At 38.8% G+C, this 12,616-nt stretch carries 14 protein-coding genes; 7 read left to right on the forward strand and 7 right to left on the reverse strand.

Annotation, left to right across the window (positions count from 1 at the left end):
* Window positions 1-141 precede the first annotated feature (141 nt).
* Entirely contained in the window at window positions 142-522 is a 381-nt protein-coding gene (locus HWV58_RS03205) for a VOC family protein (protein WP_175632717.1), read from the reverse strand.
* A 128-nt stretch (window positions 523-650) separates the two neighbouring features.
* Between HWV58_RS03205 and HWV58_RS03210 the strand changes: the two genes are divergently transcribed.
* The 4 genes from HWV58_RS03210 (at window position 651) to HWV58_RS03225 (ending at window position 5,005) form a co-directional block, all read left to right on the forward strand.
* Complete coding sequence (locus tag HWV58_RS03210) at window positions 651-1,931, forward strand: replication-associated recombination protein A (protein WP_175632718.1); 1,281 nt, start codon at window positions 651-653, stop codon at window positions 1,929-1,931.
* A gap of 53 nt (window positions 1,932-1,984) precedes the next feature.
* Complete coding sequence (locus HWV58_RS03215; RefSeq protein WP_175632719.1) at window positions 1,985-3,457, forward strand: DUF5687 family protein; 1,473 nt, start codon at window positions 1,985-1,987, stop codon at window positions 3,455-3,457.
* Between the two features lie 2 nt (window positions 3,458-3,459).
* A complete protein-coding gene (locus HWV58_RS03220; protein ID WP_175632720.1) occupies window positions 3,460-4,152 on the forward strand; it encodes an ABC transporter ATP-binding protein in 693 nt (230 codons plus the stop codon).
* 175 nt (window positions 4,153-4,327) lie between these two features.
* Complete coding sequence (locus tag HWV58_RS03225) at window positions 4,328-5,005, forward strand: OmpA family protein (RefSeq protein ID WP_175632721.1); 678 nt, start codon at window positions 4,328-4,330, stop codon at window positions 5,003-5,005.
* 168 nt (window positions 5,006-5,173) lie between these two features.
* Here the strand turns inward: HWV58_RS03225 and HWV58_RS03230 are convergent, their stop codons facing one another.
* A complete protein-coding gene (locus HWV58_RS03230) occupies window positions 5,174-5,518 on the reverse strand; it encodes a hypothetical protein (protein WP_175632722.1) in 345 nt (114 codons plus the stop codon).
* A gap of 150 nt (window positions 5,519-5,668) precedes the next feature.
* On the opposite strand from HWV58_RS03230, the gene HWV58_RS03235 reads away from it, so the two are divergent.
* From HWV58_RS03235 to HWV58_RS03245, 3 genes are read left to right on the forward strand one after another with little or no spacing between them, the layout of a single operon-like run.
* The gene (locus HWV58_RS03235; protein ID WP_175632723.1) at window positions 5,669-6,700 is read left to right on the forward strand and encodes a Gfo/Idh/MocA family oxidoreductase; all 1,032 of its coding nucleotides are present in this window, start codon (window positions 5,669-5,671) and stop codon (window positions 6,698-6,700) included.
* Window positions 6,701-6,705: 5 nt separating this feature from the next.
* Window positions 6,706-7,488, forward strand: a complete 783-nt coding sequence (locus HWV58_RS03240) for a M90 family metallopeptidase (protein ID WP_317174765.1) — start codon at window positions 6,706-6,708, stop codon at window positions 7,486-7,488.
* A gap of 12 nt (window positions 7,489-7,500) precedes the next feature.
* Complete coding sequence (locus HWV58_RS03245; protein ID WP_175632724.1) at window positions 7,501-8,391, forward strand: DUF6263 family protein; 891 nt, start codon at window positions 7,501-7,503, stop codon at window positions 8,389-8,391.
* Window positions 8,392-8,436: 45 nt separating this feature from the next.
* Here the strand turns inward: HWV58_RS03245 and HWV58_RS03250 are convergent, their stop codons facing one another.
* The 5 genes from HWV58_RS03250 to HWV58_RS03270 all read right to left on the reverse strand — a co-directional run bounded on the left by HWV58_RS03250 (window position 8,437) and on the right by HWV58_RS03270 (window position 12,487).
* A complete protein-coding gene (locus HWV58_RS03250; protein ID WP_175632725.1) occupies window positions 8,437-9,423 on the reverse strand; it encodes an alpha/beta fold hydrolase in 987 nt (328 codons plus the stop codon).
* A 126-nt stretch (window positions 9,424-9,549) separates the two neighbouring features.
* On the reverse strand, window positions 9,550-10,392 hold the full coding sequence (locus tag HWV58_RS03255; protein WP_175632726.1) for a GIN domain-containing protein: 843 nt from the start codon (window positions 10,390-10,392) through the stop codon (window positions 9,550-9,552).
* Window positions 10,393-10,396: 4 nt separating this feature from the next.
* The gene (locus HWV58_RS03260; protein ID WP_175632727.1) at window positions 10,397-10,771 is read right to left on the reverse strand and encodes a GntR family transcriptional regulator; all 375 of its coding nucleotides are present in this window, start codon (window positions 10,769-10,771) and stop codon (window positions 10,397-10,399) included.
* Window positions 10,772-10,789: 18 nt separating this feature from the next.
* Window positions 10,790-11,599: a hypothetical protein gene (locus HWV58_RS03265; RefSeq protein WP_175632728.1), complete on the reverse strand. Its 810-nt coding sequence runs from the start codon at window positions 11,597-11,599 to the stop codon at window positions 10,790-10,792.
* 3 nt (window positions 11,600-11,602) lie between these two features.
* Window positions 11,603-12,487 (reverse strand): ABC transporter ATP-binding protein, encoded by an 885-nt coding sequence (locus HWV58_RS03270; RefSeq protein WP_235972638.1) that lies wholly within the window; start codon window positions 12,485-12,487, stop codon window positions 11,603-11,605.
* Window positions 12,488-12,616 lie beyond the last annotated feature (129 nt).

Consider the following 12,616-nt stretch of genomic DNA (forward strand, 5'->3'; position numbering starts at 1 on the left):
GAGGTGGAAAACGAAGTAAATTGTTAGAGCAGCCATTAAAAATGAACTGCCCTAATGAAGCTAGCTTAGAGCTGCCTTGGACTACAAAATTAAAAATTAATTTGGATATCAACACAGAATCTCCGTGGCAGCAAGATGCCGCTACAAGTAATTACTCACCTCAATCAAATTCATATCCGGATCGCGGAGGTATATCGAAATAATTTTGCCATTGGCGCCTGTTCTTTCAACCGGACCTTCTTCAATTTCGATGCATTTCTCTTTAAGCTCTTCCATCACCACGAGTAAAGGAAAATCGGTAATGAAACATAAATCGGCTGTTCCGGGTGTAGGTTTAAAGGCTTTTGGCTCAATTTCACTTCCGTGATGATGGAGATTGATTTTTTGGTTGCCAAATTTTAGCGCCTTCCTGTTCTCGCCAAATTCAATAATTTCCATCCCTAAGGCCAGGCTATAAAAGCGGCAGGTACTTTCCAGATTAGAAACGGTTAGCACCAGGTGATCTAAGTTTTTAATATCCATAACTGTCTGTTAGAACTAAAGCCCGCATCTTTTTGTTTTACTATCGTATTAAAAGATTTACGCTTTCGATATTTGGTTAATCAAGATTATCGACCAACAAAATAATCAATTTTTATATATTTACCATTATGCAAAACCTGCCTCCTTTAGCTGAACGAATGCGCCCTCAAAATCTCGATGAATATGTTGGTCAACAGCATTTGGTAGGAGAAGGAGCTGTGTTGCGCAAGGCGATTGAGAGTGGCCAGCTGCCATCCATGATTTTCTGGGGGCCGCCGGGCGTAGGTAAAACCACTTTGGCTTATATCATTTCTCAGGCTTTAGACCGCCCGTTTTTTAATTTAAGCGCCATTAACAGCGGGGTGAAAGATATCCGTGAGGTAATAGACCGTGCAGCACAACTTAAAGACAGTTTTTTAGGCCTGCCCATTTTATTTATTGACGAGATTCACCGTTTTAGTAAATCGCAGCAAGATAGTTTGCTGGGGGCAGTAGAGCGCGGACTGGTTACCTTAATTGGTGCAACAACCGAAAATCCATCTTTCGAAGTGATTTCCGCTTTGCTTTCGCGTTGTCAGGTTTACATTTTAAAATCGCTTACCGAAGATGAGTTAGCAGGTTTATTGCAAACCGCAATTAAGAACGATAGCGTTTTATCAGCGAAAAAAATTACCATAAAAGAGCACGAAGCACTGATCCGTTTATCAGGTGGTGATGCCCGCAAGCTGTTAAATGTACTCGAAATTGCCATTAACGGTATTGGTGGAAATAAAATGGTACTCACCAACGAAAATGTTTTAGCACATGCACAGCAAAACCTGGCTTTATACGATAAAGCCGGTGAGCAGCATTACGATATTATTTCTGCTTTTATCAAATCAATCCGTGGCAGCGATCCCAATGCTGCGGTTTACTGGCTGGCCCGGATGATAGAGGGAGGTGAAGATCCATTGTTTATTGCCCGCCGCTTGCTGATCCTATCATCAGAAGATATTGGCAATGCCAACCCGAATGCCTTGCTGCTGGCCAATAATTGTTTTACAGCTGTTAACGTAATCGGCTATCCCGAAGCCAGGATCATTTTATCGCAATGTGTAACCTATCTGGCCAGTTCGCCGAAAAGCAATGCCGCTTACGAAGCCATAAATAAAGCACAGGCTTTGGTTAAACAAACCGGAAACCTACCAGTGCCGCTACATATCCGCAATGCTCCAACAAAACTGATGAAAAACATTGGTTATGGTAAAGATTACCAATACTCGCATGGCTATGAAGGTAATTTCTCGCCACAGGAGTATTTCCCAGATGAATTAAGCGGAACAAAACTTTATGATCCGGGGAAAAATGCGGCCGAAGAAAAGCTGAGAGAAAAGCTAAGACAGAACTGGAAAGACAAATACAATTACTAGTGTAACATTTCTTCAATAAGTGATACTAATAAATTAATTAACCTAAACATTATATGCTGAGTACTTTTTTAAGTCACCAAAGAAAATCTTTTTGGCGTTCGCGAAATAAGGGTGGGAGTATTGCAACGCAAATCATTATTGGTTTCTTTATGCTTTATTTTCTCGTTGTTGCTGTAGGGATTGGTTTCGGTATGACGATCTTTCTTCCCAAGATTTTCCCAAATCAGGGCATCATGACGAGCTTTAACGGAATAATTTTATTTTATTTCGCTTTCGATTTTCTCATGCGTTTGCAGCTGCAGGAAATCCCGACGCTGAGCATCATTCCTTACCTGCACCTCAAAATATCAAAAGGTAAAATCATCAATTTTTTAAATGCGAAAGCACTTTTTTCTGCATTTAATGTTTGGCCATTGTTTTTGTTTTTCCCATTTATTTTTATCGAAATAGGTGGGGTAGAGGGGCCATTGGTGGCATTAATGTACGTTATCGCCATCCTTTCAATCATGGTATTTAACAACTATTTTGTGTTATACCTTAAACGTAAATCGATTACCAACATTTTATTTACGCTAATTGGTTTGGCCATAGTCGGTGTATTTGCAACTTTAGAGTATTACAAGGTTATTTCGATCATGGCTGCATCTAATTTTGTTTTTAGCCAAATGACCAATAGGCCTTACCTGGGACTGGTTTTTCCGGGAGTGGCTGCTGCTATGTTTGTAATCAATTCGAATTACCTGCGCCGAAACCTTTATGTAGAAGAGATGGGTGCCAAACAAGAGAAAAAAGTAAGCACCGATTATCCTTTTTTAAACCGCTTTGGCAAGGCAGGCGAGTTGGCTGCACTCGAGCTTAAATTAATATTGAGGCATAAACGCCCGCGTTACTCGGTAATTATGGGTGCATTTTTCCTTTTGTACGGTTTTCTCTTTTACAAGGCACCATATATTGCAAGCGATTCTTTTGCCAAAATGATTTTCGCAGCCATCTTCATGACCGGTTTTTCTATCCTGAGCTACGGCCAGTTTATGTTTGCCTGGCAGAGTTCGCATTTTGATGGCCTGCTAATTAATAAAATTGATTTCAAAGATTATATTAAAGGCAAATTCCTGCTTTTTACCATAATATGCACCATTGTAACCGTTCTGGCCAGCTTCTACGCATTTTTAAGTCCGAAGCTCTTGTTGTTACACCTGGCTGCCTACCTATATAATATTGGATTTTGCACTGTTCTGGTTTTGTACCTGGCCACATTCAATTACAAAAGGATTGATATTACCCGGAGTGCCAGCTTTAATTTTCAGGGAATGGGTGCCACACAGTGGATTTTGATGATTCCTTTTGTTTTGCTCCCTTACCTGATTTATTTACCCTTTGGTTATTTAAACAGGCCTTATTTGGGCTTAATGGCCATTGGTTTCTTTGGTTTGGTAATGCTGGCCATGAGAAGTTACTGGATAAACTACATTGCCAGGAAATTAGAATTAAAACGATATAAAATAGCCGAAGGCTTTAGAGAATAATTATGATTTTAGAAGTTAAGAATTTACAAAAAGTTTATGGCGATAAAACCGTTGTAAACATCGATGATTTACAAATCGTAGCTGGCGAAACTGTTGGTTTGGTAGGCAATAACGGTGCAGGTAAAACAACTTTCTTCAGGATGCTTTTAGATCTGATTCGCCCTACACAGGGTGAGGTGCTATCAAAAGGTGAAAACGTAATGCAAAACGGCGACTGGAAAAACTATACCGCTTCTTTTTTGGATGAAGGTTTCCTGATCGATTATTTAACCCCTGAGGAGTATTTTATATTTATCGGTAGTTTGCACAACATGAGTGTGGCTGATGTATCGGCCTACCTTACGCAATACAGCGAGTTTTTTAATGGCGAAATTTTGAGCAGCGGCAAATACATTCGCGATTTTAGCAAGGGAAACCAGGTTAAAGTGGGCATTGCCGCGGCATTGATGCAAAAGCCCGAGATTTTAATTTTAGACGAACCTTTTGCTAATCTCGATCCTACTACCCAGATCCGCCTAAAGAATCTGTTGAAAGCACAGGCCGGCAACATGACTACTTTTATTTCGAGCCACGATTTAAACCATGTTACCGATGTGTGCCACAGAATCATTTTGGTAGAAAAAGGAAGAATAATCAAAGATTTCAAAACAGACGAAAATACATTGCAGGAGCTGGAGAGTTATTTCTCAGCGTAGTTTTTGTACTAAGAATGATACAATATGAGAGCGTCCACAGTAAACTGGACGCTTTTTTTGTCTAAAAAATAGTCTATTCCGTACGATAGGTCAAAAATAAGCCGAAAATGAAGCCCCTGTAATTTTTGGCATTGTGTTTGAACACAAGCTGTAGAAATTATAAATCTAGATTATTATGAGTATTTCAAAAGTAAGAATAGCGACATTAAGTATAGGGTTAGCAGTTGGTTCGATGGCATTCCAAAGCTGTGATAGTTTAACTAAAACACAAAAAGGAGCCGGAATTGGTGCTGCAGCTGGTGGTGTTATTGGAGCCTTAATTGGTAAGAAGGCCGGTAATACAGCAGTGGGTGCCTTAATTGGTGGTGCTATTGGCGGTACGGCCGGAGCATTTATCGGACGTAGAATGGATAGACAGGCAGCCGAAATCCAAAAAGCAATTCCTAACGCTGAAGTTATTCGTGAAGGTGAAGGTATTATTGTAAAATTCGACAGTGGTATTTTATTCGATTTTGATAAAACTGCGTTAAAAGATGCTGCAAAAACCAATATTCAGAGTTTAGCTTCATCATTAAATCAATACCCAGATACCGATATCAAGATTATTGGTCATACCGATAGCAAAGGTACTGAGCAATACAACCAGGGCTTATCTGAAAGAAGAGCAGCTGCGGTTAAAGCTTATGCCGTTTCGCAAGGTGTACCTTCAAGCCGTTTGGTTACCATTGGTAAAGGTTTTTCAGAACCAATTGCTGATAACGAAACTGATGCAGGCCGTGCAGCAAACCGTCGTGTAGAAATTGTAATCGTTGCTAACGACGCATTAAAAGCTACTGCACAAAAACAAGGATAATATCGCAATTCCCCTCTACCTATGAGGTCATTATAAATCCAGCCCCGGTGTACATCCACTGGGGGTTTTTGTTTCTTGAGGTCAGCGTCATTCCCAACTTGATTGGGAATCGTAATGCATGGCTTAAGATTTACTGCGGGCAGTTCGACTTACACCATCCAAAAGCTGTTAAGAATAAATATCTTCGAAATAACTCACTACCAGCGATTTCATCAGCATTTCCTGCTCCAGCATAGTATAAGGCGGAATGGCTTTAACCAGTTTCCAGTGCGGCCATCCATCCTGGTCTAAACCTTCTAGTTCGTAAAAACCCATTTCGCTCAATAAGCGGCAAGTGGCAATGTGCATCAATTCTTCCTTCTGGCGTTTACTGTATTTTTTCGGCCCTTTGCCCAGTTCCTGTACGCCAATCAAAAAAAGCATCACTTTTAAATCAGGAAAATCCGAATCAAATTCTTGTGAAATCTTCTCCTGTAAAACTTTCCACTTGGCATTAATCTCCGAAGGTTTCATGTATTGTTTTGTTAATTATTAATTTTTCAGATTTGATTCCAAAACTTGTGCAAAGATAGTGTAAAAAGGTGTAAGCAGCAGGTAAAAAGGTTGACGGTTTTAGTGCCAAAGCTTCCATCTTAATTGTATTTTTGGTTACATTTATAACTTATGGATACAAACAAAACAATCACTGCAGGAGTATTGGCTTATGGCATGTCGGGTAAAGTTTTTCACGCCCCGTTTCTAGATGCACACGCAGGCTTTAATTTAAAAGCAATAGTAGAACGCAACAAAAAAACAGCCGTTAACGATTACCCCAATATTATAAGTTATAATAGTGTTGATGAACTTTTAGCCGATGATGAAATAGAGCTGGTGGTAATTAATACCCCAAACAACCTGCATTACGAACATGCAAAAGCAGCCTTAAATAGCCATAAACATATTTTGGTAGAGAAGCCTTTTACTGCAACAACCACGCAGGCAAAAGAACTTTTTGAACTGGCCGATAGTGTAGGCAAACAGATTTTCTTTTACCAGAACCGCCGCTGGGACAGCGATTTTACCTCGGTTCGCAAAGTGATTGATAGCGGTAAACTGGGTAAGCTGGTTGAAGTACACATGCGCTACGATCGCTACCGCAATGTAATCGGGCCAAAAGCATTTAAAGAAAACCCCATCGAAGCCAGTGGCTTGTTGTATGATTTAGGCCCTCACCTTTTAGATCAGGTAATTGGTTTATTTGGTAAGCCTTTAAGCTACCATAAAATTTTAGGTAAAAACAGAGCTGGAACCTTAGTTGATGATTACTTTTCTATCCAGTTAAGCTATCCGGACAGTGTGAATGTATTTGTTACTTCGAGCATGTTGGTGGTAAACCCGCAGGCTGGATTTGTTTTACACGGCACAAACGGAAGCTTTATTAAACATAGAACCGATATTCAGGAAGAACAGCTGCTGGCAGGCATGAAATTAAGTGATCCGGCTTATGGTATTGAATCTGAAAGTAAAGATGGTGTATTAACAACCATTGATGCAGATGGAAACAAAACTGAGGAAACCATTCCGTCAGAAAGAGGGAGCTATCTGCCACTTTTCGAAGCGGTTTATCAGGGTATAATTAACAATAAACCTTATCCGGTAACACGCGAAGATGTTTTAGCTCAAATGGAAATTATAGAAAGCCCCGCAACTGCGTAATCCCGATGATGAATTCTCTTCCATTTGTTTACCTGATCCCTATTTTTCTAATCGCCCTTTATTTCATATTAAAGAAAAAGAAAGTGGCGATAGAGCCCTTAACCGATGTCGACAAAAAAATACTCGACGAATATGTAGACTATTACCATAATCTCGACTCGACCGATAAATTGAGGTTCGAAGAGAAAGTAGCTGCTTTTTTCAGCACGGTTAAAATTGAGCCTGTTGGTCTGGAAATGACTACGCTCGATGAGCTGTTAATCGCCTCCAGTGCCGTGATCCCGATTTTTGGTTTCGACGACTGGCAATACCAGAACTTAACCAGCGTTTTATTATATCCCGATACCTTTAACAAAGATTTTCAGTTTGAAGGGGGAGAAAGGAATATTATGGGTATGGTAGGTACGGGTTATATGAACGGACAGATGATTTTATCGCGATCGGCGCTGCGCCATGGATTTTCAAAAAGTGCAGGGAAAGAGAATACCGCTATCCACGAATTTGTGCACCTTTTAGATAAATCGGATGGTGCAACCGATGGGGTGCCGGAAAATTTAATGGCGCACGAATATACCTTGCCATGGATTAAAATGATGCGTGAGGAAATTGAAAAGATTGAAGATAATAAATCGGATATTAATCCTTATGCCACCACCAACGAGGCTGAATTTTTTGCGGTAGTTTCAGAATATTTTTTCGAAAAGCCAGAGCAACTGAAAGATAAACATCCAGAATTGTACCATCAGTTAAGCCGTATTTTTGCACAGCAACCAGCCGGAAAGTTTTAACAATAAGCAAGAATGAAAATAATTATCACATTTCTGTGCAGTTTGGCATCGCTTGGCGTATGGGCGCAAAAAACCTATTCGCTTAAGCAAAATTATCCTACTGGTAATAAGTATAATTTTTCGTTCATTTCAGATCAGATTATCAACCAGAAAATTAGTGGAAGGAGCATTAATTTAACGCAAAGCATCGGTACCGACTATACTTTTGATATTACTGAAGGGCATAATGGCGATAAAGATATCAAAGTAACCTACAACAGGTTGTTTATGAAATCAACAGCAATGGGAAATACCATGAACCTGGATTCGGACGAAGCAGACAGTACAAAGAAAGGACCCTTCGCCGGCTTAAAAGGCGCTTCTTTTTATATGACAGTTGCCTCAAACGGAGGTATTAAAACTGTGGCCGGTATTGACAGGATGCTGGATAATGTGGCAGGGAAAATGACAACCGATACCACTAAGTTGAAGGCCATCAAGAACGCTTTAAGTAAGCAGTTTAGTGCCGATGCGGTTAAGCAAACCATGGAATCTTCTTTTAAAATTTACCCCGAAAAACCAATTAAGATTGGCGATAGCTGGACCGTTGATACCAAACTGCAAATGAGCATGCCAATTGAAACCATTACCCAATATACTTTAAAAGAGGTGAATGGTAATACCGCCATCTTAAGCGTAAAAGGTACCTTAATTTCGAAGGGGAATTTTGAAGCGATGGGCAACCCTATGGAAACCGATTTAAAAGGGACCAACTCTGGAGAAACTGCCGTTGATTTAAAAACAGGCATTGTATTAAACAGTCACCTGCGCATTGAGCTGTATGGCAAAATGAAATCGATGGGTCAGGATATCGATTTTGAAATGCAGGGCATTAATAAAATTGTAGGGAAAGAGATTAATTGAAATTAGACCTTATAGGTTGTTAAAACCTATAAGATCTGGTAAAGATTACAAACTACCCGTTAAGGCCACCAGAAACTCAGTAGGGATTTCGATGTGCGGAATATGTCCGCAAGCATCAAACTCAATAATTTTGGCTCCAATAATTTTAGCTGCGGTTTGTTTACCCAACAACCTGTACTGGCCGTGTATCGCTTGCTGATCGGGCGAAAGCAAACCCTTACCGACAATGGTTTTATCTTCTTTACCAATAAACAGTACTGTTGGTACTTTAAGGTTTTGAAATTCGTAAATCACCGGTTGTTCGTAAATCATCGTAAATGTCATGGCAGCCACTTTAGCCCAGCGTGGATAATCGGCACTTAGCGTAACCCCTCCGGCAACACTCACCAGGTATTCGTACTCTGGTTTCCAGTAAGTAAAATAAGAACCCTGATAATATTTACGCACACTTTCTGCAGTAGTTTTCAGTTCTGTCTGGTATTGTTGCTCAGTAGTTACGTAAGGTACAAAGGTTTTATAATCTTCGAGCCCGATCGGGTTTTCGAGTAAAAGCTTTTCCGTTTTTTCGGGAAACATTAAAGCAAAGCGTGTGGCCAGCATGCCGCCCATGCTATGGCCCAAAACAACGGTTTTCTGAACACCCAGCGTATCCAGCAACCTGCTGTTCCAGGTGGCCATCTGGTGGAAACTATAATGGATAAAAGGCTTTGACGATTTACCAAAACCAATCTGATCGGGTACAATAACGCGATAGCCAATTTGGGTTAAGGCTTTAATTACGTTAGTCCAATAGTAGCCACCAAAGTTCTTGCCATGAAAAAGGATGGCCGTTTTGCCGTTGGCAGCCTGCGTAGGCTGAATATCCATATAGGCCATTTTAATATCCTGGCCTTCGATGTTTATCGGGAAATACTTTACGGGATAGGGGTATTTAACGTTTTCTAAATTGATAGATAGCGTATCGATTTTTTGTGCTTTAACCTGGCTAAAAACGAATAGAGAGAGGGCAAATAAAAAGAAAAACTTCTTCATGGATTGGGTATTGATATAAAAACTAAACTAATTGGCCCAAGTTATACTTTTGCCAATTAGTTAGCTTAAAAATCATGCCCTTTTTACATTGTCACGAATTAGATGTTAGTGTGGTGACGATTTGAATTAATCTTTGAGCATCTGCTTTAAATATTTTACAGGCATTGCGATAGTTGTTTCATCTGATAAACTCCCTGAAATTTTATCGATTTTAACTTTGTCTATCTTAATACTAGAATTTTCAAAAGTATTAACCGTTAAATTTTCAATGTTTGTGTTTTCCTTCTCCTCTGCCTCAATGTTTACGGATGAGTTTTTACAGCTGATATTTAAATTTTTGTAATTGTTGTTGCCAGAATTAAATGCTGCACTATCCAGGTTGATGTTTAACTTTTTAATTTCAGTTTGATTAATTACCCTTGTAGCCTTTACATTTGAACTAAATGTTATAGGTGAACCAAATGTTAGCCGTCCTGAATTTTTCATGTTAATGTTTAAACTGTCTGTTTTTGCAGTTAAAGTCAGGTTTGCTGCGTTATTCAAGGTAAGTTTATCAATATTTGGACTATATATTAAAATAACTACTTCGTATCGAATACGAGCTGATTTGCTTTCTTTGTCATCAAAATTAATTTGCAATACACCATTGCTATTCACATTTATTTTGATGTTTTCTTTCAGGCCAGCAGGTACCTTTACGCCTGAAACCGTACTTTTAATAAAGTGAAGTTCAAGGGCATTTCTTTGTGCATCTGGAATATTAACAGCGGTGAATGAAGTTTTGATTGGAATCGAAATTCTATCCTGACTCACCTTGTCAAAAGGTTCTGCATTTATCTCTTGCTCCTCTACAAAATTATCACCCGTTGATGGTTTATAATTCATTTTAACATTTACGGCCACAACTAGTATTGGGATAATAATGAGCAGTGCTGCAAGTGCGATTAGTAATTTATTACTTGTTTTCATTCTTTTAAGCGTTAAAGTTTTCTTTTACAAACGTTTTGTATTGGTTTTCCAGTTCATCAAAACCAATGTTTAGCAGGTAAATATTCCTGAAAACTGTAGGCAACTCATCTGTTATAAACTGTTGTTTGCGGTAGTTTTTTACATTATCCGCTGCTGCTTCATCTACAAAAAAACCTATTCCTCTTTTGTTGTTGATGATGTTTTTATTTTGCAGCAACTCGTAGGTACGCATTACTGTATTGGGGTTTACCTCCATTTCTACAGCCAGTTCCCGTACCGAAGGAACTTTCTCGTCAGCTTTCCATTTTCCTAGCAAAATATGCTCACAAACATACTCTGCTATTTGAAGGTATATCGCCTTGTTATCTCTAAATTCCATATCTATACCTTTTTAAAATTAAACTTCTTTTTCCTTAAGGCGAACATAAGTGATTAGCCAAATGATCAGGCTGAGTGCAACCGACGACCAGAAAAATATCGTAAACACGAAGTCCCTTTCAGTGGTGTTTATACTCTGTATACGACTTTTACCCTCAGTTACCCAACTTCCAAACTTGATGGTTAAGAAAATGACGCAAGAAAATATAGCTGTCACTGATACAGCTGTTTTAATGTAATGAAAGCGATTAAAATAGACCGAACCTAAAAGAAAAATACTGGTGACAAAGAATGGCAATGCAAACAGGTATTTAAACTCCCTTTCATCTGTCATATCATCTGCTATGGTTCCGAAAGTTATTAAAGTAAGTTTGTTAGTTTTATAGTTTATTTCTTGTCGACCTTCCCATAAACCGTTTAAATGGCTTAGAAATGCCTGATCGATTAAATAAAAAATGATTAAATAACTTGCAATGCTCAGGAGGGTGAAGAGAATGGCGCAAACAAATTTTTCTGTTATAGATGCCGGTGTCATAAGCTCCATAATTGCCTTTGGTTTTTGGCCTAGTAAATTAAAATAACTGCTTGCTTCTATACTGATAAACAAAAATCCAACGAGCAAAAAGATCAGAGGTCTGAAACCTAAAGTAACGTGGTTATGATTATCCCAACGAAGGTAGGGGGAATCGGTTTTTGGCATATTGAAAAAATAAAATCCAATTATAATGCCGGCTAATACCACCAGACTCATCAGATAAATTTTTCCAAATTCCAGCCATTGTCTTTTAAGCAATAAGCCAAATCGATTTATATTAAAAGTGTTGTTCATGGTTTAGCTGAATAGAGGTTTAAATTTGTTTTTTTCGGCAAGGATGGCATTAAATAGCAATTCTATATCCAGTTTACTTTCTTCGTGATGATAGTTTGGCATTACGGCATTGTAACCTGATAAGGAAGGCTCTGAATAAAAAATGCTTTCATCTATTTCTTTTACTTTTTTAAAAGTGAGTTTAGTGGTAATTTCTTCTACCGAAGCCTTTAGCGCAACATCATTTTCATCGAGCATGATTATGGTATCGATTAAGTTATCCAAATCCCTTACTTGATGGGTTGAAATGATGATGCAACGCTCATCGGTTAATGCAGAAGCCATAATTTTCCTAAACTGTGCTTTTGATGGAATATCCAAGCCGTTGGTTGGCTCGTCCATAATAACCAGTTTGGCCTGAGTAGCTAAGCCAAAAGCGATGATAAATTTTTTCTTTTGACCATAACTCATATCAATCAGTTTATTGGTTACCGGAATATCAAACTCTTTTAAAAGCGTGGCCAGGTATTGGTGGTCGAAGTTGGGGTAAAAAGGCGCATTCGCTTTGAGGTACGAATCGATTTTTACCGGTGGTAAATAAAATTCTTCGGGGATAAAACAAATTTGCGCTAATAAGGCCGGTTGTCTCTTTGCAGGATTAAAGCCCATTACATCGAGCTTACCACTTTGGGCATAAACCAAACCCGCAAGGTTTTTGAGCAGGGTTGATTTACCCGCACCGTTTTTTCCAAGCAAACCATAAATATGACCATTGCTTAAACGCATGCTCATATTTTTAAATAATGGCTTATGCTTGCTGTAGCCAAAATTCAGGTTGTTAATTTCGATCATATCTACTGTATTAGTTAAATAATACACTAAAGTATAATTGATTTTTGAATCTGCCAAATTTTTGACGATTTTTTTATTGGGCGGCAAAATAGTACCGCACTACGCTCTGCGCTCCATACTTTATAACACCTTTGTAAAATATAGATTAATCTCTGCGGTATTAAAACATCATTCGGCTACAGATTG

This window comes from Pedobacter ghigonis (assembly GCF_903166585.1).
GTDB lineage: Bacteria > Bacteroidota > Bacteroidia > Sphingobacteriales > Sphingobacteriaceae > Pedobacter > Pedobacter ghigonis.